Genomic DNA, 22,369 nt, shown 5'->3' with positions numbered 1-22,369 from the left:
CAGCCACGGACCTGCGCGGCCGAGCAGCTTGAACAGCAGTGGGTTCAGCAGGATCGAAAGGATCGCGGCGGCGAGCACGATGTCCTGCGTGTTCTTGCTGACGAGGTTCTGCGCGACGCCAAGCCCGATCAGGATGAAGCTGAACTCGCCGATTTGCGCGAGGCTGGTGGCGATGGTCAGCGCGGTACGCAACGAACGCCCGGAGATCAGAACGATGCCAAGTGCGGCAAGCGATTTACCAAGTACCACAATGGCCAGCGCCACCATGATCACCAGCGGCTGATCCAGCAGCACGTGGTAGTTGAACAGCATGCCGATCGAGACGAAAAACAACACGGCGAACGCGTCGCGCAACGGCAGCGTTTCCTCGGCGGCGCGCTGGGCGAGTTTCGATTCGCCCATCATCATGCCGGCGAAGAACGCACCGAGTTCGAACGACACGCCGAACAATTCCGCCGCGCCGAACGCGACACCCAACGCGATCGCCAGTACGGCCAGTCGGAACAGTTCGCTGGAGCCGGTGCGCTCGACCGACTTGAGCATCCATGGAATCGCGCGTTTGCCGACCACCAGCATCAACGCGACGAACAACACCACCTTGCCGATGGTGATCGCGAGCATGATCGTCAGTGCGCCGAACGACAGCGCGGCGCCGCCGTCGTCACTGTTCAATGCGTTGCCGATAGCCGGCAGCAAGACCAGCGCGAGCACCATCGCCAGATCCTCGACGATCAGCCAACCGATGGCGATGCGCCCGCGCTCGGTTTCCATCAGGCGATGTTCTTCCATCGCGCGCAACAGCACGACCGTGCTGGCCACCGACAACGCGAGCCCGAACACGATGCCCTGCCCGATCGGCCAGCCCAATCCCCAACCCATCAGCACGCCAAGCAAGGTCGCCACCGCCATCTGGCCGAGCGCGCCGGGAATCGCGATGTTCTTGACCGACAGGAGATCCTTCAGCGAAAAGTGCAAGCCGACGCCGAACATCAGCAACACCACGCCGACTTCTGCCAGCTGATGTGCGAGATGTCCGTCGGCGACGTAGCCCGGCGTGAACGGACCGACCACCACGCCGGCCATCAGATAACCCGCCAATGGCGGAAGACTCAACCGATGCGCGAGCGCGGCGAAGACAAAGGCCAGCACGATGCCGCTGACGAGCGTGGCGATGAGTGGGGCGTCGTGCATGCGCAATCCTCTCGGCGATGAATGTGCGGCATGGTGGCAGTGCGAAACGCTCGCGCTGCAAAAGTGGATGGGAGTATCGATGGCGATCGATCGGCAGCACAAGCACAGGCGACGCGCCTGCCTGAAAAGCGCGATCAATTCTGCGCGTTGATCACCGCGAGAAAATCGCTGCCGTAGCGCTTGAGCTTGGCATCGCCGACGCCGCTGACGCGGCCCATTTCGCCCTCGTTCGCGGGCAAGGCGCGCAACATCGCAAGCAAGGTCGCATCGTGAAACACCACGTACGGTGGCACGCCGTGCTGCTTTGCCAGTCGCGTGCGCAACGCACGAAGCTCGTCCCACAACGGCTGCTCGTAGGCTTCGATGCCGAGGCTTCCACCCACTGCAATCTTGTTCTCGCGACGACGGCGACTGCCGCGTTCGGGTCGCGCATCCTCGCGCAGTCGAACTGGTTGTCCACCTTTCAAAACCTCGCGACTGGCAGCAGTCAGTCGCAGCGTGCCGTAGCCTTCGGCGTCCGCTTCGAGCAGGCCGGCGGCAAGCAACTGACGAAACACCGAGCGCCACTGTTTCTCGTCCATGTCGGCGCCGATGCCAAACGTGGTGAGTCGATGATGATCGAGGCTGAGCACGCGCTCGGTTTCTTCGCCACGCAGAATGTCGATGACGTGACCCGAGCCGAATCGCTGCCCGCTTCGATACACCGCCGACAATGCTTTTTGCGCAGGCACGGTCGCGTCCCATGTCTTCGGCGGCTCGATGCAGTTGTCGCAATGCCCGCACGGGCCGGGATACGTTTCGCCGAAGGCGCCGAGCAACAACTGGCGACGACACGCGGTGGCTTCGGCATACGCCAGCAACGATTCCAGCTTCTGTCGTTCGACCCGCTTGCGGTCGTCCGCGGATTCGGACTGCGCGATCATCTGGCTCATCGTCACGACATCCGACAAGCCGTAGATCATCCACGCTTCCGCAGGCAGGCCATCGCGTCCGCCGCGACCGGTTTCCTGGTAATAACCCTCGATGCTGCGCGGGAGGTCAAGATGCGCGACGAAGCGCACATCGGGTTTGTCGATGCCCATGCCGAACGCAACCGTGGCCACCATCACCACGCAATCCTCGCGCAGAAATCGTTTCTGATTCTTCGCGCGCGTGGTCGCTTCGAGGCCGGCGTGATACGGCAACGCCTCGATGCCCATCTCCGCCAGCCATGCGGCGGTGTCGTCCACTTTCTTGCGGCTCAGGCAATACACGATGCCCGATTCGCCCTGATGGCCTTCGAGGAATTCGGTGAGCTGGCGTTTCGCGTTGTGACGAAGCGCGACGCGATAACCGATGTTCGGCCGATCGAAACTGGAAACGAACTGCCGCGCCTGCTGCAACGACAGCCGCTCGACGATCTCGTCGCGCGTGCGCGGATCGGCAGTCGCGGTAAGCGCGATGCGCGGCACCTGCGGGAAGCGTTGATGCAGGATTGCGAGCTCGCGATATTCGGGACGGAAATCATGTCCCCACTGCGACACGCAATGCGCCTCGTCGATCGCGAACAACGCGACTTCGGTGCGCTCGAGCAGGCCGAGGAATCGTCCGGTCAAAAGTCGTTCCGGCGCGACGTAAAGCAGGTTCAACTCACCCGCGAGTAGTTGCCTTTCGACCTCGCGCTGATCGTCTACATTCAGGCTCGAATTGAGAAAGGCAGCGTTGACGCCCGCTTCGCGCAACGCATCGACCTGATCCTGCATCAGCGCAATCAACGGCGACACCACGATGCCCGTGCCCTGCCGCAGCAACGCGGGAATCTGATAACACAACGACTTGCCACCGCCCGTCGGCATCAACACCAGCGCATCGCCGCCCTCACCGACATGCTCGACGACCGCCTGCTGCTGGCCGCGAAAACTGGAGTAACCAAAAACACTTTGAAGAAGATCGAGGGCGGTGCTGGGCATCCGGACATGCTAACAAATGGGAGAGGGAGCCGGGATGGTTGAAGCATCGGAATGTGGCGCGATGTTTCGCTTTGCGTCCGCGATAGTGGCTTCGAAAAAACAACGCACGGGCCGACCCTGCGCTTTCTCGTCATTCACGGCTTCGCGCGAAGGAGTCGAAAAGCCGGTGTCATAGAAAAAACGGAGCCGGAGAAACATGCGTGCCGAAAAAGCTCAGAGAGAAAGAGCACGGCAAACCTACGGCATGCCCCACAACGCATGATCCAGATCCCCGTCCAACCCGAATCGCGACAGCGCCACGCGCCCTTTCTTCACCTCGATACCTTCGGCCTTCAGCAATCGGGTTTGTTCGCGAAATCCGCGGCTGCCGGGCATAAAGGCGATTTGTCCGCTCGAACGCAGTACGCGATACCAGGGCAACACCATGCCGTCGGGCACTTCGCCGAGCAGTTTGCCGACGAGACGCGCGCGTCCCGGCAAACCCGCACGCGCGGCAATGGCGCCATAGCTGGCGACACGGCCGCGCGGGATCGCGGCAATGGCTGCGAAGATGCGATCGTGTCCGTCGTTCATCAATACGAGCCGAATGGGAAGTCGCGCGGAACCATACGTCATCGGCAATGCGCGCCGCCAGCGCGACGTGGCGATGCAGACGTGGCAAAGTGATTGCCCCGAAAGCGAAGGAAGCCGCACCATGCGCCACTTCGAAGCCGTGCGATCCCACCTCGGCAGCCAGTACGAACTGCGTCACAACGATCCGTACCTGATCAGTTTCGACCTGCATGTCGCGCAAGGTCGGCACCAGGGCATTTACCTGGCCGAACTGGAGGACGAATCCGGTCATCGTTACCTGCGTGTTTCCACGCCGATCGGCCCGCTCTCCGGCACCGATCCGAACCGATGCCTGCGTTTCAACTGGCAGCAGCGCACGGGCTTCCTGGCGGTGGCGGATCTCGATGGCGCGCCATATCTGCACCTCTGCGAAAATCGTCCGTACGAGATTCTCGACGACGCGGAGCTGCAGCGCCTGGTCGGCGAGCTCGGTGCACTGGGCGATCAGCTTGAGCAGGTGATCGCCAGCGACGGCGACGCGCTCTGAGCAACTTTTTCGCGGACGTTACGGCGAAACGAGCTGGGCGCCGCGAACGAATGCGTACGCCAGCAGCGCGGTAATCGGCAGGGTCAGAATCCACGCCCACACCATGCGCTCCACCACCGACCAGCGAATCGAATTGAAGCGTTTCGCCGCGCCCACGCCCATGATCGATGCCGACACGTTGTGCGTAGTCGATACTGGAATACCGAACACTGATGCGGTGAGGATCACCGCGGCCGAACTGGTCTCCGCAGCGAAGCCGTTGATCGGATGCAGCTTGACCATCTTGTGGCCGAGCGTCTTGATGATGCGCCAGCCGCCGCCAGCGGTACCCGCGGCCATGGTCAGCGCGGAAACCACTTTCACCCATACCGGAATTGCAAAGCCGCCGGCCGGGTTTCCTGCGACACGCAAAAAACCGAGCCACGCCGGCAGGTGATCGAAATGATGCGCGGTCGTCGCGCCGGCCAATGCCAGCGCGATGATGCCCATGCTCTTTTGCGCGTCGTTCATGCCGTGCGCCACGCCCATCGCGGTCGCGGAAACAATCTGCGCCTTGCCGAAAAACGAATTGACGAAGGGCGTGCGGCCGAAGCGACGCATCCAGCCGTGGCGATCAGCGAACCACGCAAGCAACGCGTACAACGCACCCATCAACGCAAAGCTGATGATGAAACCGGCCAATGGCGACAGCACCATCGGAATGATCACTTTCGGAATCACGCCGTGGCCCTTGAGCCAATCGCCCTGCAGCCAGATCACCGATGCGAAGTTGTTGCCCGATGCGGCCACCGCGGCGCCGACCAGCGAACCCACCAGCGCATGGCTCGAGCTGGACGGCAGGCCGAGCCACCAGGTAATCAGGTTCCACACGATCGCCGCGAGCAGCGCGCAGATCAGCAGTTGCGAGCCCACTTCGATCACGCCGGCATCGATCAATCCCGAGGCAATGGTTGCCGCCACCGCAGTGCCGAGCAGCGCGCCGAAAAGGTTGGTGACCGCTGCCAGCAACACGGCCTGCCCCGGGCTCAACACCTTGGTCGCGACCACGGTGGCGATCGAGTTGGCAGTGTCATGGAAACCGTTGATGTACGTGAAGATCAGCGCAATTAGCACGACGGTGATGACGAGGCTCATGTGTGTGCTCCGAGGCTAATCGGGCGAGCGCGGCCGGTCGGCGCCACGGCGTGCGGGCAGTACGGGATGCGCAGGCTCACGAGGCGGCCTCAGGAATTCTTCAGCACGATCGAATAGACGATGTTGCCGACATCGCGGCACTTGTCGATGGCTTTCTCGATCAACTCGAACAGGTCTTTCGCCAGCACCGCGCGCATGACATCGCCGCCTTCGACATACAGCGTGCGATAAGCGGCGAGCAGCATGCGATCACCTTCCGATTCCAGCGCCTGCAGGCGATCCTGCAACTTCTTCACCGGGTCGATGCGCAAACCGCGACGCAACTCGCCGATCATCTCCGCGACCACTTCGCTGGAACGCTCAAGCACCAGCGCGCGCTGCGCGAAATCCACACCGTCCAGCCGCGCAGCGACGATCTCGTAGCGCTCGGCAAACTTCTCGATGGTCTTGGGAATCTTGTACAGCGCGGAATTCAGTGCCTCGATATCTTCGCGATCCAGCGCGGTGACAAAGGTATTCACCAAGCCTTCGCTGATCTGCGCCGCCAGGTTTTTTTCGCGCGTGCGCGTGGCGGTAAAGGCGGCCATCACCGAGCCATGGTTCTGCTTGGAAAGCATTTCGTGCAGGGCTTTGGCGCTTTCGCAGACGGTGGCGGCGCTCTGTTCAAGTAACCCGTAGAACTTGTCGCCTTTGCCGAAAATTGTCTGCAGTGAAAACATGCGGGCATGCCTAGGAAGCGAGATGACGGGCATGTTACAGGCTGCAGTGCTGCCTCGCACCACTGCGCGCGTGCTGCGAAAGGCGCGCCTGCCTTACACTGCAACCCATGGCCCACCTATCATTGACGCGATGCTGACCGAAATCGCGCTCGTTTTCGTACTGGCTCTCTGCAACGGCTTGTTTGCGCTGTCGGAGATGGCGCTGGTCGCTTCACGCAAGAGCCGGCTCAGGCAGATGGCGAAAACCAGCCGTCGCGCGGCGCTGGCGTTGCGCCACGCCGAATTGCCGGAGCACTTCCTTTCCACGATACAGGTCGGCATCACGCTGGTGATGCTGAGCACCGGTGCCATCGCCGGTGATGCATTAGCCGGCCACATTGCCGATGCCTTGCGAGACGAACATCTTGCCTGGCTGATGCCGTATGCACGGAGCATCGGGGTCGTGCTTGGCCTCGTGGTCATCTCTTACATCCAGATTGTATTCGGCGAACTGGTGCCCAAGCGGTTGGCGCTATCCGCTCCGGAAAAGTTCTCGACCTACGCGGCGATCCCCATGCTGGTGCTGTCGCGAATCACCGCGCCGTTCGTGTGGTTGGTCAACATGTCGAGCAACATGATTCTGCGCCTGCTCCGAGTCAAGCAACTCAACAGCGGCGTGGTGACGGAAGAAGAGATTCGCCTGCTGGTCGCCGAGAGCGCCGAACAGGGCGTGCTCGATCCGGACGAACACAACATGGTAAATCGCGTGCTGCGACTGGGCGACCGCACCGTGGACAGCGTGATGACACCGCGCATGCGCATCGCCTGGCTCGACATGGCAGCGACGCGCGAGGAAAACATCGATGTACTGCGCGAGACGCCGTACTCGCGCTATCCGGTATATCGCGGCGACGAGAGTGACGTGGTCGGCGTGGTCGAAGTCAAGCGCATGCTGCACGGTTTTACCGAAGGCCGGCCCGAATTGTTCGATCACCTGTCCAAACCGCTGTTCGTTCCGGCCACCGCGCGCGCGCTCGATCTGCTGGAAGAATTCCGCGATGCCGAGACGCCACTCGCCTTGGTCGTCGACGAATACGGCGACATCGAGGGTGTGGTTACCGTCAACGATCTGCTGGCTGCGGTGGTCGGCGCGAGTCAGATCGCGCATGGCGGCAGCGAGGAGAATGCACCCATCGTTCAACGCGCCGACGGCAGCTGGCTGATCGACGGCAGTCTGCCGACGGACGATCTGCGCGAACTGCTGCAACTCGGTGAATTGCCCGGCGAAGACGAACACGATTTCCGCACCGTTGCCGGCATGGTGATGACCGCACTCGGCCACATTCCGCAGGCTGGCGAAGTATTCGCGTGGCGCGGCATCCGTTTCGAAGTCGTCGACCTGGACGGCGCGCGCATCGACAAACTGCTGGTGACACCGGCACCCTCGGTGGAGTCACCCGACGACGAACAGTAGGAGCGTACCCTGTGCGCGAATGCTCTTCGTCTGCATGACGAAAGCATTCGCGCACAGGGTGCGCTTCTACAGGTCTTTCTGGTGTGCCAGTCCGGCCATGCGTTGCGCGTCCGCGAGAATGCCGTGCAGCACGCGCAGTTCACGTTCGTCCGGTTGCGCGCGCTGGAACAATTTGCGCAGGCGCAACATGATCGTGGTGGGCGCTCGGCCTTTGTGGAATTCGATGTCGTCGAGCGTCATCGCGAGATGCTCGTAGAACTTCTCCATCTGCGCAGCATCGGCCGGTGGTTCGTCATTCGTTGGCAACGGCACGGCCGGTGTTTCACCGAGCATGGCGACGCGCAGTTCGTACGCCATCACCTGCACGGCCTGCGAAAGATTGAGCGAGCTGAAATCGTCCACGCTGGGAATGCGCACCATCGCGTGGCATCGCGCCAGTTCCTCGTTCGCCAGCCCATTGCGTTCATTGCCGAACAATAGCGACACCTGCTCGCCGCGTGCGGCAGCAGCGAGTGCCTGCATAGCCGCTTCGCGTGGGGAAAGCTCGGACAATGTCACACCGCGACGACGCGCCGACAAACCCAGTGCGAAGCTGCTGCCTGCAAGGGCGTTCGCCAGTTCGTCATGCACGCCGGCGCCATCCAGCACATCGTCAGCACCCGCCGCCAGGGCATTCGCTTCACGATCAGGGAACTGCGCCGGCGTCACCAGCTCCATGCGCGTGAACCCCATGGTGCGAATCGCCCGCGCCGCGCTGCCGATGTTGCCCGGATGCGAGGTGCGCACGAGCACGAAACGGAAACGATCGACGAGGTCGGTGGCAGCAGTCATGCGCAGTAGGTGGTCGATGGGTGGTTGCCAAGGATAGTGGATGTGCCGCGTCGCGCAGCCCACCGCAAAGCCTGCGGCGCCCTGCTCTGCTAGAATCGCCGGCCGCAACCCCGCTCTTTTGCAAAGTCGAAACCCCATGCCCAGACCCCACGTGACGATCGCGGCGCGCGCCGCGCGCTCTGCAGGCAACGTGATCCTGCGCTACATGAACCGCATCGATGGCCTCAATGTCGTCGAGAAGCAGCAGATGGATTTTGTGTCCGAGGTCGACAAGCTGGCCGAAGCGGAAATCATCAAGGAACTGCGCCGCGCGTATCCCGATCACGCGATCCTCGCCGAGGAAAGCGGCGCGACCGGCAAGGGCCCGTTGACCTGGGTGATCGATCCGCTCGACGGCACGCACAACTACCTGCGCGGCATCCCGCACTTCAGCGTGTCCATCGCGCTGCTCGAGAAAGGCGTGCCGATTCACGCGGTGGTGTTCGATCCGCTGCGCGACGAGTTGTATACCGCCAGCAAGGGTGACGGCGCGTACATCAACGACCGCCGCATGCGCGTGACCAAACGCGAAAATCTCGGCGGCGCGATGATCGCCACCGGCTTTCCGTTCCGCCAGCGCGAGCATCTCGGCGCGCAGCTCGACATGACCCGCGCGATCCTGGGCCAGGCCGAGGACATCCGTCGCTCAGGCTCCGCCGCGCTCGACCTCGCCTATGTCGCCGCCGGTCGCTACGACGGATACTTCGAGATTGGCCTGAAGCCGTGGGACATGGCCGCAGGCGTCCTGCTCGTGCACGAAGCCGGCGGTCGCTACTGCGACTTCGCCGGCCGCGACGGCATCCCCGCCAGTGGCAACGTCATCGCCGGCAATCTCAATGTGGCGAAGGCACTGGTCGATGCCATCGGGCAACAGGCGACGCCGGCACTGCTCAAGGCTTGAATACGTTGTCCATCGCGTCCGCATCGATGTCCAGGTGTGGACAACGTGCCGGATCAGCATCGCCAATGCGACGCACCTCGATCGCATCCTGCCGTGGCGGCTGAGACTTACTCATCAAAGCGAAATCGCCCCAGAACATGCCCGTTCCATTCGAGCTGAATGGGGTCAGTCGCAACTTGACTTGGTAGCCGGCATCGACATCGTGGTCGAGATCAAAGCTTATCGAATGGTCTTCTACGGCCGACCAGACAATAAAGCGCCTCGGCTTCTCCTCTTGAGAAAAAACCCATGCGCTGGGAGGGCCGTGCAACGGATCGAGTGCAAGGCAGCCGTTGATGAGCCCCTGCTCAAGCCATTTGCTGCGGGTGTGGCCATGCTCATCGAGAAGCGGCCGGTCGAACAGCACCAGCGTGCCGTTGCGATAGGTCGCTGACCCGCAAGACCCTTGGCAAAAGAGAACCGCATAAGTGCCGGCATAAGCTGGCGGCGGCGTGGACACGTTGTTTCCTGCCGCCATGGCTTGGAACGTCCAGAAGCAGAAGATAAGCAGCAGCCACTTCAGCATGATCGAGCCTCTTGATCGAATGACGTTAGCGGTCGCATACGTCTCGCAGGAAGCCGCTGAAGAACTTCATGCTCAATGCCCGCGATACGGACCCCAGGATGGTTCGCGCACGTCGCCGGCGGACAAAGCCAGCCGCTGACGAACCTTGCCATCGGCGGAGACTGAATACAGAACACCACGCGTACCTTCCGTAGCGGCATAAAGCAGCATGTCGGCGTTCGGCGCAAAACTCGGGGATTCGTCATAAGGGCCTGGCGACACGTCGTGCACCTGGCCGCCGAGGCCCTGATCGGCGATGACAATCTTGTAGACGTTACCGTTGCCCTGAACCATCGCGAGCTGCTTGCCGTCGTAACCGACGGACGCGCTCTGATTGTTCTGGCCCTGAAAACTGATGCGAGCGGCAGTACCGCCGCTGGCAGGCACTTGGTAGATTTGCGTCTTGCCCGAGCGGTCCGACGTGAAGTAGACGCTCTGGCCATCCGGCGCCCACACAGGCTGCGTGTTGATGGAAAAATTGTCCTTGGTCAACCGTGTTTCCTGGCGGCTCGCCATGTCCAGCACGTAGATGTTCAAGTTGCCTGAAAATGAAAGCGCCACCGCCAGCTTTCGTCCATCGGGCGACCATGCTGGCGCGCCGTTGATGCCCTTGCGATGCGACTCCACCAACTGGCGCGAATGCGTCGCGAGGTCCTGCACGTAGATGTTCGAGTTGCCGCTTTCGAACGACACGTAGGCAATCTTTTTGCCGTCTGGCGACCACGCTGGCGAAAGCAGCGCCTGCTTTGCATGGCTGACGACGGCTTGCGGATTGAAGCCATCCGAATCGGCGACCACCAACGAATATGTCATGTCGTTGCCGAGGCCAACGGCAGTGATATAAGCGATCCGTGTCCAGAAAGCACCACGAACACCGGTGATCTTCTGATAGATGACGTCGGCAATTTGATGGGCGACATTGCGCAGGTTCGCGGCGGGCACCGGCGGCATGGCCTGCGACAACAAGCTTTGCTGCTTGTTCACGTCCCACAACTCGTACTCGATCTGCAGCATGCCGTTGCCACCATCCTTGATGCGGCCGACGACGATGAAGTCCTGCTTCAGCAATCGCCACGTGACAAATTTTATGTCGGCGCCCTGCGATGGCGACTCCACGATGCTGCCCTTGTCGAGCGCAAGAAATTTTCCGGAGCGATTGAAATCGTTGTGGATGACATCGGCAATGTCAGTCGGCAATGGCGAGCTGCCCGAAACGGCAAAGGGCACGACCACGATCGGCGTGGCGGTTCTTACGCCACCGACGATGTCGACTTTCAGTGACTGCTGAGCGTTGATTGCGGATGCGAAGAACGCCGCAAAGGTCAACAGAACGATGAGGAAACGTGAGGTGAGCTTGTTCATGGCATTGCGTCCTGCAAATAAGTGATATTTCGCCGGAAGAAAACTCAGAAGCTTGCGTAGTGAAGCCGACAACGGGACCGCGATTTAACCGAGTTCGCTCAGGAATTCTCGCAGAAACGGAATCGTGATCCGACGCTGCGCAGCCAGCGATGCAACATCGAGTTTGTCGAGCAGATCGAGCAGTGCGCCGAGATCGCGAGCGTAACGTGCGAACAGCCAGTCGAGCACGTTGTCGTCCAGTTCGATGCCGCGTGCGTGCGCTTGTGCCTTGAGCACGGCGCGTCGTTCGTCGTCATCGAGTGGCTTGAGTGCGAACTGGGTGCACGCGCCGAGGCGCGAGCGCAGGTCGGGTAGCTTGATGCCGAGTTCGGCGGGCGTGGCATCAGCGGCGAACAGCATCGCGCTGCCTTCGGCACGGGCACGGTTGTAGAGATCGAACAGCGCGTGCTCCGCGTCGTTGTGGCCGGCGATGGCGACGAGGTCGTCGAGCGCGAGCAATTCACTGCCGGCCACGCCGCGCAACACGCTGGCGGCATCGTTCAAACTGGCCAGCGGCAAGTACTGCACGCGACGGCCTGCAGCGCTGGCCGCCTGGCACGCGGCGATCAGAAGATGACTGCGACCGCTGCCGTTCGAACCGTGCAGATAGACCCATGGCGCGCCTGCATCTGTCGCAAGCATCTCGACTGCGGCAACGGCAGCCGCGTTGGCGCCGGCATGGAAATGTTCAAAGCGTTGCCGGCGTGGCCAGCGCAGAGCGAGCGGAAGCTGCGGAATCATGGTGCGGCCGGATCGACCTTCGGTTCGGCGACCCGGGTTTCGGTTTCGACATGGCCGTCGGCATGCACGGTGACATCCACTTCGGCGATGACCGGATCGTCTTCACCTTCCTCGGTGTAGAGGTCGCTCAGTCGATAGCGTTCCACCAGGTAACGCAGCAGCACCATGATCACCGACGCCGCCGGCAACGCGAGCAGCACGCCGAGAAAACCGAACAACGAGCCGCCGGCGAGCACGGCGAAAATCACTGCCACAGGATGCAGGCCGATCTTGTCGCCGACCAGCTTGGGCACGAGTACGTAGCCTTCCAGCAACTGGCCCACGACGAACACGCCGCACACGATCAGCAAGTGCGTCCAGTCGCCGTACTGCACCAGCACCGCGATGACCGCGGCGCCAAAGCCGATGATGAAACCGAGGTACGGCACAAAGCTCAGCACTCCGGCGACGATGCCGATCAACAAGCCGACCGACAGCCCGACCAGCGAAAGCCCGGCGCCGTAGAAAATGCCGAGCGCCAGCATCACCAGCAACTGCCCGCGCACGAATGCGCCAAGAACCAGATCGGATTCGCGCGCGAGATGCGCGATGGTCGGCTGGATTGAACGTGGCAGCATGCTGTCGATCTTTGCCACCAGCCGGTCCCAGTCGCGCAGCAGATAAAACGCCACCACCGGAATCAGCACGAGGTTGGTCATCCACAAAACGATGCCGAGCCCGGAACGCGAGACCTTGCCGATCACTACGGTCGCGACGCCGCCGATGGACGCGATGTGCGCCTTGATCGCCGCCAGCAGCGCAGCGCTGTCGAACATGCGCGGATCCAGATGCAGCTTCGCCTGCAGCCATGGCCACGCCGTGTCGCGTGCCCAGTCGCCGTAACTGGGCAGATTGTCGATCAGGTTTTCCACCTGTCGCGCGATTAATGGCACCAGCAGAAGCAACACGCCGACGAAAGCCAACAGCAGCACGACAAACACCAGCGTGGCTGCCCAGTTGCGGCTCATGCCAAAGCGTTCGAGTCGATCGGCGAGTGGATCGCCGAGATAGGCGAGCGTCGCTGCCACCGCGAACGGCATCAGCACCGGCGCCAGTAACCAGATCAGAAAAATGATGACGCCGGTGATGGCCAGCATTTGCCAGCGGCGTGAACTGTCGTGATTCATGGCGTCACTCCACAAGCAGGCAACGCCTCCATGACACGGCAGCGCGTTGCGAAATTTTCCATGTGCGCGCCGCAGGCATCCATTCGATGCATGACATGCCGCACTCGCGCCATCAATGCAGCCAGCGCAGGCTGGCGTCGGCACCTTCGTGCGCTTCGCCCTGCAGCAGAAGACGTCCGCCGGCAGCGAGATTCGCGGCCAATCCGTTCATCGGCAGCGTAGCTTTCACGTCCAACAGCACACTGTCGTTCTGCGCGCCGATCGTGGTCACCAGCTGCACGGAGGAATCCCCCCGCAGCGTCGTCAGCAGCGCGGCGTAATCCATCGCGGATTCAAGCCCACTCACCCACAACTTGCCTTCGGTGGCGCCGGCGCCGATCACGTTGAGCTGTTTGCCGAGGCGATCGACCAGGCCGTTGCCGGCATCGGTCAGCAACGCATCATCGGTGGCGCCTTGGTTGGTCCAGTGCTGCTGCTGTCCGCCTGAAATCAGCGTCCAGTCGGCGCTACCTTCGTGCACCTTGCCTACCAGTATGAGGCCGGTGTGATAGTCCTGATTGATCGCCGCCAACGTGGCCGGATCAGCCGCGGCGACCTTGACCGGATCGGGCGCATTCGATGGATCGGGGAACACCACGTTGCTGCCGCGCGCGGCCGCGGCGGACATCAGGCTGGTCAGCGCGGGCTGATGGAATAATTTTCCGTCGTCGTGCTGCACGATTAGCAGCACCGGCGGTTTGATGCCCGCACTGGCGACGCCAAGTTTCGAAACCAGACGGCGCACCGAGCCCGGCTCGAAATCCACCGCCAGCGTCATGCCGGTGGCGGCGCGCTGATACTGGTATTTCTGCACGATGGAACCGGCGTTCTTGAGCGCATCGCCATAGCCGCCGTTGCTCCGCAGGTCCTGCCCACCGGCAACGCGCGCAAGCACTTGGCCTAGCGCAGTGGTGAACGCCTGATCACGCTGGGCATCGCTGATGTCGGCGACCGGCACGATCACCGAATACGGCGAACCCTGCGTCTGCGCGTACGCCCTTGGCAACGCCGCAAAACCCAGCAACAGGAAAACGATCAGCAGGCGAGGCAGGCGCATGGGGAGCACATCGTTGGGGAAGCTGCGGGAAGTCTGCCCAATCGCGTCCCCAGCGTCCATCGAAGCGTGGCGCGACGAGCGTGGCGCCATTCGCGGCGGCGGTGGCCGATCGACATGCTGCTAAACTTGCGCGTTCGCCATCCCCCCGATCCCGACCACGGTCTTCGCCATGTCTGACGCCCTCACCTACCGCGCCGCCGGCGTGGATATCGATGCCGGCAATGCCGTGGTCGAACGCATCAAGCCGCTGGTCAAGCGCACGTTCCGGCCGGAAGTGATGGGCGGACTCGGCGGTTTCGGCGGCCTGTTCGATCTCAGCGGGCGCTACAAGGAGCCGGTGCTGGTATCCGGCACCGATGGCGTGGGCACCAAATTGAAACTGGCGCAGATTCTCGGCCGCCACGACACCATCGGCATCGACCTGGTCGGCATGTGCGTCAACGACGTGCTGGTGCAGGGCGCCGAGCCGCTGTTCTTCCTCGACTATTTCGCCACCGGCAAGCTCGACGTGGACACCACGGTCGCCGTGGTCGGCGGCATCGCGAAGGGTTGCGAGTTGGCTGGCTGTGCGCTGATCGGCGGCGAAACCGCGGAGATGCCCGACATGTATCCGCCGGGCGAATACGACCTGGCCGGCTTCACCGTGGGCGCGGTGGAGAAATCGCAGATGCTCACCGGCGAGGCGATCGTCGCGGGCGACGTCATCCTCGGTGTGGCCTCGTCAGGCCCCCATTCAAACGGCTATTCGCTGGTTCGGCGCATTCTCGAACGCGCCGGTTGCACGGCCGAAAACGGCGGGCTCGATCTCGATCTCGGCGGCGTGAAACTGGCTGACGCGCTAATGGCGCCGACCACCATCTACGTCAAGGCGATGCTGGATCTGCTCAAGGGCGCGACCGTGCATGGCATGGCGCACATCACCGGCGGCGGCCTGAAGGAAAACATCATCCGCGTCGTGCCGGAAGGCCTGGGCATCGCGCTGGATGCGTCGGCGATCGTGCTGCCGCCGGTGTTCGACTGGCTGATGCGCGAAGGCAACGTGGCGCGCGAGGAAATGTGGCGCACGTTCAACTGCGGCGTCGGCTTCACGGTGATCCTGCCGCGCGCGGCGGTGAGTGCTGCCACCGCGCTGTTGGCGATACACGGGCTGTCCAGTTCGGTGATCGGAGAAATCGTGCCCGCGCAGGGCGACGAACGCGTGGCGATTGGCTAATCGCGGCCGATCCGGCGAAGCGCTTCAAGTGACGACCTCCTTGCCACGCGTGGCCGTGCTCGCCTCCGGCCGCGGCAGCAATCTTGCCGCGTTGTTGGCCGCGCGGGAACACGGCGATCTGCCGGTCGAGTTCGCGTTGGTCGGAAGCGACAAGGCATCGGCAGGCGCGTTGCGACTGGCGGAAGCGGCTGGCATTCCCACGTTGGCGCTCGATCCACGCAGCTATCCCGATCGCCGATCATTCGATGCCGATCTGTTCGATCGCATTGCTGCCAGCGGCGCGGACGTTCTGGTGCTCGCCGGTTTCATGCGCATCATCGACGGCGACGTGCTCGCGCCGTGGGCCGGTCGCATGATCAACATCCATCCCTCGCTGTTGCCCAAATATCGCGGGCTGCACACGCACCGCCGCGCGCTGGAAGCCGGCGACCGCGAACACGGTGCCAGCGTGCATTTCGTCACCGCCGAACTGGATGGCGGGCCTGTGATCGCGCAGGCGCGCATCGCGGTTGAACCGGATGACGACGAGTCGCAACTCGCGCAACGTCTTCTCCCACTGGAACACCAGCTCTTGCCCGCCGTGCTGACGCTGCTGGCGCAACGAAGGCTTCAATGGAGCGATCGAGGAATATTGTTCGACGGCGAACCCCTGCACGCGCCGCTGACAATAATCGCCGGTCAGCTGCAAGCCGTGGAGTGATGCACGGTTCAGCCCATCGGCGGCAAACTCTTCGAATGACTATCCGACCCCTGCTCGCTTCCACCATTGGCTTGCTGCTGCTCACCCAAGCCGTTTCCGCCGCCACGCCGCCGGCTTTCACCGCCACGTACAACGTGCTGCAGGGTGATCAGCCGATGGGTCAGGCGACTGTCACGCTTCGCGCTGCCGAGAACGGCGAATGGATCTACAGCAAGGACGTGAAAGGCACCGGCGGCCTGGCTGCGCTGATGGGCGCCAGCGCCAAGGAAACCTCGCGCTTCCGCTGGAAGGGTGACGTGCCGGAGGCGATCAGCTACGACTACCAGATGATCGCGATGGGCAAGAACAAACAGCGTCATCTCAGCGCCGACTGGAAGACCAATCAGGTCACCGTGGATGACAACAAGGGTTCGCGCACCTATGCCGCAATACCCGGCATGGTGGAACGCAACACCGCAGCACTCGCACTCGGCATCGCCTTGCGCGATGGCAAGCAGCAGATCGTGCTGCCGATGGGCGTGAAGCAGGGCATCGAGACGCAGCAGTTCAAGGTGACCGGCAAGGAAATCGTCAAGGTGGCGGCCGGCACTTTCAATGCCGAACGCATCGATCGCACCGACAAGGCGCAGGATTTCAGCGCGTGGTACGCGCCGACGCGTTATCCGGTTCCCGTAAAACTGTCGCAGCACGAAGGTGGCGATCTGACGATGGAGCTGGTGAGTTTCCAGTCCAACTGATCCGATGCCACTAATCGAATGCTTCAGATAAAAAAAGCCCGGCAATGCCGGGCTTTTTATTGATGACTCTGGGGGATCAGTTCGGCAAGCGGCGAATCTTCGCTCCCAGCACGCCGAGCTTTTCCTCAATGTTCTCGTAGCCGCGATCGATGTGATAAACGCGATCGACGATGGTGTCGCCCGTCGCCACCAGACCTGCCAGCACCAGGCACGCCGATGCGCGTAAGTCGGTCGCCATGATCGGCGCGCCGCTCATCTGCTTCACGCCCTGCACCACGGCGGTATTGCCTTCAAGGCGGATATCCGCGCCCAGTCGCTGCAGTTCGTGCGCGTGCATAAAGCGATTCTCAAACACCGTTTCTGTGATGATGCCGGTGCCTTCGGCCATGCAGTTGAGCGCGGTGAACTGCGCCTGCATGTCGGTCGGAAACGCCGGATACGGCGCGGTGCTGATGTTGACGGCTTTCGGGCGGCGGCCCTGCATGTCCAGCTCGATCCAGTCGTCGCCGGTGGAGATGTGTGCGCCAGCTTCCTCGAGCTTGGCCAATACCGCATCCAGCGTGTCGGCACGGGCATGGCGCGCGCGCACCTTGCCGCCGGTCATCGCCGCACCGACCAGGAAGGTGCCGGTTTCGATACGGTCGGGAAGCACGTCGTATTCCGCGCCGTGCAGGCGCTCGACGCCGTGAATAATCATGGTCGACGTGCCGGCTCCTTCGATCTGTGCGCCCATCGCCATCAGGCAATACGCAAGGTCGACGACCTCGGGTTCCTGCGCGGCGTTTTCGATCACCGTGGTGCCCTGCGCCAGCGCGGCGGCCATCATGATGTTCTCGGTGCCGGTGACGGTGACCATGTCCATCACGATCTTCGCACCCTTGAGCCGGCTGGCCTTGGCCTTGATGTAGCCGTTCTCGACGGTGATCTCCGCACCCAGTGCCTGCAAACCGCGGATGTGCTGGTCGACCGGACGCGAACCGATCGCGCAACCGCCTGGCAGTGAGACCTCGGCCTGGCCAAAACGCGCCACCAGCGGGCCCAATACGAGGATCGACGCGCGCATCGTGCGCACCAGATCGTACGGCGCCACACAGGTATTAGTGGTTCGTGGATCGATGTGCATCTTCATGCGATCGTCCAGCACCAGTTGCACGCCCATTTGGCCGAGCAATTCGATGAACGTGGTGACGTCGTGCAGATGCGGCACGTTGCCGATGCTGACCGGTTCGTCGGCGAGCAGACAGGCGGCGAGAATCGGCAGCACGGCGTTTTTGGCGCCGGAAATACCTACTTCGCCTTGAAGCGGCACACCGCCGCTGATCAGGATCTTGGCCATCGTTGTCCTTGAATGAATGCGGGATTGTCGGCTGCGGCCATTACCGGCGCGCCGCTTCCTCGGGGGTCAAAGTTTTCAGTGCCAGGGCGTGGATCGCGCCGCCCATCAGGTCGCCCAGCGTGGCGTACACGAGCCGATGACGCGCCAGCGGCAGCTTGCCGGCAAACTGGTTGGCAACCACGGTGGCCTCGAAATGCACGCCATCGGCGCCACTGACCTCCGCCTGCGCTCCGGGCATGCCGTCTTCGATCAATGCCTGGATGCGGGCTGGATCCATCGGAGTAAGTCCATTGGGCTTGAGTCGGCGGAGAAGGTGGCTCGCAGGCTTGCGAGTCCACGCGCGGACTTATGACGTTAAAATACGAATGTGCCATGGTAATGGAAATCCGCTGACGCAGAAACGACAACGACACGGTCGACATCGCCATGACCGCCATCGCGACACGCTTCCAACCTCTCTTCGAGCCTCCATGAACGTACTCGTCGCCCCGCATTCCCCGATCGAGTTGAACCCGGACGCCATCGTGAGCAGCGCCCGCACAGCCATCGCCACCGAGGCGGATGCGGTTCGCGCGGTGGGTCCACGAATCGGCGCGGATTTCATCGAAGCCTGCCGGCTGATCCTCGACTGCAAGGGCCGAGTCGTCGTGAGCGGCATGGGCAAGTCCGGGCACGTGGCGCGCAAGATCGCAGCCACCCTCGCGTCCACCGGCACGCCGGCGTTTTTCGTGCACCCGGGCGAAGCCAGCCATGGCGACCTGGGCATGATCCTGCCGCAGGACATCTTGCTTGCACTGTCGTATTCGGGCGAGACCGACGAGCTGCTGTTCATCCTGCCGATGATCAAGCGCCAAGGCATTCCGCTGATCGCGATCACCGGCAAGCCGGGATCCTCGCTGGCGAGCCAGGCCGACGTGCATCTGGATGGCAGCATCACCAATGAAGCCTGTCCGCTGGGGCTGGCGCCGACCACCAGCACCACGGTGGCGCTCGTGCTTGGCGACGCGCTGGCGATCGCCTTGCTCGAAGCGCGCGGCTTCACCTCAGACGATTTTGCGCGCTCGCATCCGGCCGGCAGCCTTGGCCGGCGGCTGCTCCTGCGTATCAGCGACGTCATGCACACCGGTGACGACGTGCCGCGGGTCGCGCCGAACGCCAACGTCACCGCCGCGCTGGTGGAGATGACCCGCAAGCACCTGGGCATGACCGCCGTGGTCGATGCGAACCAGCAATTGATCGGCGTGTTCACCGATGGCGATCTGCGTCGCGCGCTCGACGACGATGGCGTGGATCTGCGCACCGCCACCGTCGAGGCCCTGATGACCCGCGGTCCGAAAACCATCAGCGCCGACAAGCTGGCCGCCGAAGCAGCGCAGCTGATGGAGAAACATGAGATTCACGCGTTGCTGGTGGTCGACGACGACCAGCGCGTGGTCGGAGCCCTCAACATTCATGATCTGCTCCGTGCCCGCGTGGTGTGATGCTTCGTCCGCAAGCGCCCACACTCGCCTCTCCAACCCGAGTTCACGATAACGACATGTATCTGGCCGACCTTCCCGCCGACATCCTCGCCCGCGCCGCTCGCATCAAGGTGGCCGTGTTCGACGTGGACGGCACACTGACCGATGGCCGCCTGTGGTTTGGCGAGGACGGGCACGAAACCAAGGTGTTTCATGTGCACGACGGGCTGGGCCTCAAGCAGTTGCAGGCCAATGGCGTGCAGGTGGCGATCATCTCCGCGCGCATCAGCCATCCGGTCGCCGTGCGCGCCGAGGAACTCGACATCGCTCATGTCTACCAGGGTCAAAGTGACAAACGCGCGTGTCTGGTTGAACTGCTCGATGCGCTGCAACTTGCGCCTGACCAGGCCGCATTCGTCGGAGACGACCTGCCCGACCTGCCGCCCATGAATATCGCCGGCCTCGCAGTGGCGGTTGCCAACGCGCATCCCTGGGTTGCGGAAAAAGCGCACTGGCAGACATCACGCAGCGGCGGTATGGGTGCCGCGCGCGAAGTGTGCGACCTGATCCTATTCGCCCAAGGCAAGAGCGACGCCGAGCGGGAGCGCTGGCAGTGAGCTTGCGCACCTGGCTGCGAGACCGGCGTCTGCCGGCCACGATCGTCGTGCTGGCGCTGTTGGCCGGCGGCGCGCAGTTGCTGCTTTGGTGGATCGAGCCACAGGTAAAGACCACCGACTTTGTCGGACCGCCACGGTCGGGCTACACGTTGTCGAACGCCCGCGTCACCGAGTTCAATGTCGAAGGCGTCCCGAGCTTCCACGTGCAGTCGCCCCATGTCGAACGGCGCGAAGGCGACGAATCGTTGTACTTCAATTCGCCGACGTTCCAGATACCCGCCAAGAAACCCGGCATTCCGGACTGGGACGGCAACTCGCTTTACGGCTGGACCGACCGTGCCGGCATGCTTCTCAAGCTGCAGGGTCCGGTGCACATGCATCGGCCGCCCTACGCCGATCAGGACGCGGTGGACATGCAGACCTCGGATGTCACCGCATGGCCGAAGGAAAACCGCATGGAAACCGCGGCGCCAGCGCGGATCGTGCAAGGCCCACGTACAATGAGCGGGGTCGGCATGCGTGCCAACCTCACTGACAACCATATGGAGTTGCTCGATGAAAGCCAAGGCACGTTCCCGCCGCGCAAGCGCAAGTCGTAAAGCTGTCGGCGCGGCGGTTCTGTCGGCGCTGCTGACGCTGTCGGCCTCGGCTATTGCGAAGAAATCCGATCGCGAACAGCCCATGAACTACACGGCGAAATCGACCGAGGCGTTCAACGCGCCCAACACGATCAGCACACTGACCGGCAGTGTGCGCATCACCCAAGGCACGCTGCTGATCACCGGCAACGTGGCGAAGATTCACGTGGATGCCGACACGCAGATCGCACGTGTGGTGGTCACCGGCAACCCGGCGCACATCCAGCAGCTGGACGAAAACAACAACCTGATGACCGGTGACGCGTTGACGCTCGACTACGACAACATCAACGGCATCGCGATACTGACCACCAATGCGGTGGTCCATCAAAAAGGCCGCGGCGAGTTCCACGGCGACAAACTCACCTACAACACCGACACCAGCCTGATCACCGGCGAATCCGCCGGCAACGGCATGGTGAGCGGCATGTTCCTGCCCAAGGTCAAACCCGGCGCCGCTGCCAAACCTGCCACGCCGCCGGCAACCGCTCCGGCTCCCGCGCACAGCAGTTCCGCTCCCGCGCAGGACAACCACTAATCCATGCTTTCCGCCGAAGGTCTGCAGAAGAGTTTCAAGGCGCGCAAAGTCGTGCGCGATTTCGCGTTCTCCATCCGCGAAGGCGAAGTCGTCGGCCTGCTCGGCCCCAACGGCGCGGGCAAGACCACCTGCTTCTACATGGTGGTCGGCCTGATCGAGGCCGACGCCGGCACCATCAAGCTGGACAAGCGCGACATCACCGGTCTGCCGATGCATGCCCGCGCCAAGCTGGGCATCGGCTACTTGCCGCAGGAAGCCTCGGTGTTCCGGCGCCTGAGCGTGTCGGACAACATCATGGCGGTGCTGGAATTGCGCGCAGGCCTCAGCGAACAACAGCGCAACAGCGAGCTCGAAAGCCTGCTCGACGAATTGAAGATCGCCCATATCGCCGGGCAAAAAGGCATCAGCCTCTCCGGCGGCGAACGTCGTCGTGTCGAGATCGCGCGCGCACTCGCTGCGCAGCCGCGTTACATGCTGCTGGACGAACCGTTCGCCGGCGTCGATCCCATTTCGGTTGGTGAAATCCAGCGCATCGTGCGGCATCTGAAGGAACGTGGCATCGGCGTGCTGATCACCGACCACAACGTGCGCGAAACACTTGGCATTTGCGACCGCGCATACATCCTCAGCGACGGCGAAGTGCTTTCGCGCGGCACACCTGCGCACATCCTTGCCGACGAGAAAGTCCGCGAGGTTTATCTCGGTCGCGAGTTCCGTCTCTGAGATTTCGTCGCATCGACCCAGGACGACTCTTCCTTCACGCCTATGGCTGCGCCCGCGGGCACGCGCTAGGATGGCCGCGAGTT

Annotated in this window: 23 protein-coding genes and 1 pseudogene; 11 read left to right on the top strand and 13 right to left on the bottom strand. The window is 62.7% G+C overall.

Features of this window, described 5'->3' with window-relative positions; translation table 11 throughout:
* Positions 1–30: 30 nt before the first annotated feature.
* The 3 genes and pseudogenes from GSQ73_RS05765 to GSQ73_RS05755 all read right to left on the bottom strand — a co-directional run.
* Positions 31–1,191: pseudogene (locus GSQ73_RS05765) on the bottom strand (cation:proton antiporter); the annotation flags it as partial.
* A gap of 134 nt (positions 1,192–1,325) precedes the next feature.
* Entirely contained in the window at positions 1,326–3,140 is a 1,815-nt protein-coding gene (gene recQ, locus GSQ73_RS05760; protein WP_158881979.1) for a DNA helicase RecQ, read from the bottom strand.
* A gap of 237 nt (positions 3,141–3,377) precedes the next feature.
* Complete coding sequence (locus GSQ73_RS05755; protein ID WP_158881977.1) at positions 3,378–3,713, bottom strand: MGMT family protein; 336 nt, start codon at positions 3,711–3,713, stop codon at positions 3,378–3,380.
* Between the two features lie 121 nt (positions 3,714–3,834).
* Between GSQ73_RS05755 and GSQ73_RS05750 the strand changes: the two genes are divergently transcribed.
* A complete protein-coding gene (locus GSQ73_RS05750) occupies positions 3,835–4,239 on the top strand; it encodes a hypothetical protein (protein ID WP_158881975.1) in 405 nt (134 codons plus the stop codon).
* Positions 4,240–4,257: 18 nt separating this feature from the next.
* Here the strand turns inward: GSQ73_RS05750 and GSQ73_RS05745 are convergent, their stop codons facing one another.
* Together GSQ73_RS05745 and GSQ73_RS05740 are read right to left on the bottom strand one after the other, a co-directional pair.
* Positions 4,258–5,373: an inorganic phosphate transporter gene (locus tag GSQ73_RS05745; RefSeq protein ID WP_158881973.1), complete on the bottom strand. Its 1,116-nt coding sequence runs from the start codon at positions 5,371–5,373 to the stop codon at positions 4,258–4,260.
* 89 nt (positions 5,374–5,462) lie between these two features.
* Positions 5,463–6,092, bottom strand: coding sequence for a pit accessory protein (locus GSQ73_RS05740; RefSeq protein ID WP_158881971.1), 630 nt, complete (start codon positions 6,090–6,092; stop codon positions 5,463–5,465).
* 130 nt (positions 6,093–6,222) lie between these two features.
* Here GSQ73_RS05740 and GSQ73_RS05735 point away from each other — a divergent pair, with 130 nt between their 5' ends.
* Positions 6,223–7,545 carry a hemolysin family protein gene (locus GSQ73_RS05735; RefSeq protein WP_158882468.1) on the top strand — a complete coding sequence of 441 codons (1,323 nt, stop codon included), beginning with the start codon at positions 6,223–6,225 and terminating at the stop codon, positions 7,543–7,545.
* A gap of 66 nt (positions 7,546–7,611) precedes the next feature.
* On the opposite strand, the gene GSQ73_RS05730 is transcribed toward GSQ73_RS05735, so the two are convergent.
* Entirely contained in the window at positions 7,612–8,376 is a 765-nt protein-coding gene (locus GSQ73_RS05730) for an RNA methyltransferase (protein ID WP_158881969.1), read from the bottom strand.
* Between the two features lie 136 nt (positions 8,377–8,512).
* Between GSQ73_RS05730 and GSQ73_RS05725 the strand changes: the two genes are divergently transcribed.
* Complete coding sequence (locus GSQ73_RS05725; protein WP_158881967.1) at positions 8,513–9,316, top strand: inositol monophosphatase family protein; 804 nt, start codon at positions 8,513–8,515, stop codon at positions 9,314–9,316.
* Here the strand turns inward: GSQ73_RS05725 and GSQ73_RS05720 are convergent.
* The 5 genes from GSQ73_RS05720 to GSQ73_RS05700 form a co-directional block, all read right to left on the bottom strand.
* Complete coding sequence (locus GSQ73_RS05720) at positions 9,306–9,881, bottom strand: hypothetical protein (protein ID WP_158881965.1); 576 nt, start codon at positions 9,879–9,881, stop codon at positions 9,306–9,308. The genes GSQ73_RS05725 and GSQ73_RS05720 overlap by 11 nt on opposite strands.
* Positions 9,882–9,953: 72 nt before the next feature.
* Complete coding sequence (tolB, locus tag GSQ73_RS05715; protein WP_158881963.1) at positions 9,954–11,282, bottom strand: Tol-Pal system beta propeller repeat protein TolB; 1,329 nt, start codon at positions 11,280–11,282, stop codon at positions 9,954–9,956.
* A gap of 84 nt (positions 11,283–11,366) precedes the next feature.
* Positions 11,367–12,062 (bottom strand): DnaA regulatory inactivator Hda, encoded by a 696-nt coding sequence (gene hda, locus GSQ73_RS05710; RefSeq protein WP_158881961.1) that lies wholly within the window; start codon positions 12,060–12,062, stop codon positions 11,367–11,369.
* Positions 12,059–13,228, bottom strand: a complete 1,170-nt coding sequence (locus GSQ73_RS05705; protein WP_158881960.1) for an AI-2E family transporter — start codon at positions 13,226–13,228, stop codon at positions 12,059–12,061. The genes hda and GSQ73_RS05705 overlap by 4 nt, the downstream gene beginning before the upstream one ends.
* Before the next feature lie 112 nt (positions 13,229–13,340).
* On the bottom strand, positions 13,341–14,324 hold the full coding sequence (locus GSQ73_RS05700; protein ID WP_158881958.1) for a DUF2066 domain-containing protein: 984 nt from the start codon (positions 14,322–14,324) through the stop codon (positions 13,341–13,343).
* A gap of 169 nt (positions 14,325–14,493) precedes the next feature.
* Here GSQ73_RS05700 and purM point away from each other — a divergent pair, with 169 nt between their 5' ends.
* The 3 genes from purM to GSQ73_RS05685 are packed head-to-tail and all read left to right on the top strand — an operon-like array spanning position 14,494 to position 16,974.
* Positions 14,494–15,537, top strand: a complete 1,044-nt coding sequence (purM, locus tag GSQ73_RS05695) for a phosphoribosylformylglycinamidine cyclo-ligase (protein ID WP_158881956.1) — start codon at positions 14,494–14,496, stop codon at positions 15,535–15,537.
* A 28-nt stretch (positions 15,538–15,565) separates the two neighbouring features.
* Complete coding sequence (purN, locus tag GSQ73_RS05690; RefSeq protein ID WP_158881954.1) at positions 15,566–16,237, top strand: phosphoribosylglycinamide formyltransferase; 672 nt, start codon at positions 15,566–15,568, stop codon at positions 16,235–16,237.
* 35 nt (positions 16,238–16,272) lie between these two features.
* Complete coding sequence (locus tag GSQ73_RS05685; RefSeq protein ID WP_158881952.1) at positions 16,273–16,974, top strand: DUF3108 domain-containing protein; 702 nt, start codon at positions 16,273–16,275, stop codon at positions 16,972–16,974.
* A gap of 76 nt (positions 16,975–17,050) precedes the next feature.
* On the opposite strand, the gene murA is transcribed toward GSQ73_RS05685, so the two are convergent.
* Positions 17,051–18,310, bottom strand: coding sequence for a UDP-N-acetylglucosamine 1-carboxyvinyltransferase (murA, locus tag GSQ73_RS05680; RefSeq protein WP_158881950.1), 1,260 nt, complete (start codon positions 18,308–18,310; stop codon positions 17,051–17,053).
* Between the two features lie 40 nt (positions 18,311–18,350).
* Positions 18,351–18,587 (bottom strand): BolA/IbaG family iron-sulfur metabolism protein, encoded by a 237-nt coding sequence (locus GSQ73_RS05675; RefSeq protein WP_158881948.1) that lies wholly within the window; start codon positions 18,585–18,587, stop codon positions 18,351–18,353.
* Between the two features lie 193 nt (positions 18,588–18,780).
* On the opposite strand from GSQ73_RS05675, the gene GSQ73_RS05670 reads away from it, so the two are divergent.
* The 5 genes from GSQ73_RS05670 to lptB are packed head-to-tail and all read left to right on the top strand — an operon-like array spanning position 18,781 to position 22,286.
* On the top strand, positions 18,781–19,791 hold the full coding sequence (locus tag GSQ73_RS05670; protein ID WP_158881946.1) for a KpsF/GutQ family sugar-phosphate isomerase: 1,011 nt from the start codon (positions 18,781–18,783) through the stop codon (positions 19,789–19,791).
* 56 nt (positions 19,792–19,847) lie between these two features.
* Positions 19,848–20,387, top strand: coding sequence for an HAD-IIIA family hydrolase (locus GSQ73_RS05665; protein ID WP_158881944.1), 540 nt, complete (start codon positions 19,848–19,850; stop codon positions 20,385–20,387).
* The gene (lptC, locus tag GSQ73_RS05660; protein WP_158881942.1) at positions 20,384–20,986 is read left to right on the top strand and encodes an LPS export ABC transporter periplasmic protein LptC; all 603 of its coding nucleotides are present in this window, start codon (positions 20,384–20,386) and stop codon (positions 20,984–20,986) included. Before GSQ73_RS05665 ends, lptC begins: the two co-directional genes overlap by 4 nt.
* Positions 20,943–21,563: a lipopolysaccharide transport periplasmic protein LptA gene (gene lptA, locus GSQ73_RS05655; protein WP_158881940.1), complete on the top strand. Its 621-nt coding sequence runs from the start codon at positions 20,943–20,945 to the stop codon at positions 21,561–21,563. The genes lptC and lptA overlap by 44 nt, the downstream gene beginning before the upstream one ends.
* A gap of 3 nt (positions 21,564–21,566) precedes the next feature.
* Positions 21,567–22,286 carry an LPS export ABC transporter ATP-binding protein gene (gene lptB / locus GSQ73_RS05650; protein ID WP_158881938.1) on the top strand — a complete coding sequence of 240 codons (720 nt, stop codon included), beginning with the start codon at positions 21,567–21,569 and terminating at the stop codon, positions 22,284–22,286.
* Positions 22,287–22,369 lie beyond the last annotated feature (83 nt).

This window comes from Rhodanobacter sp. L36, assembly GCF_009765755.1.
Lineage (GTDB): Bacteria > Pseudomonadota > Gammaproteobacteria > Xanthomonadales > Rhodanobacteraceae > Rhodanobacter.
This window is presented reverse-complemented; position numbering and strand designations above follow the sequence as displayed.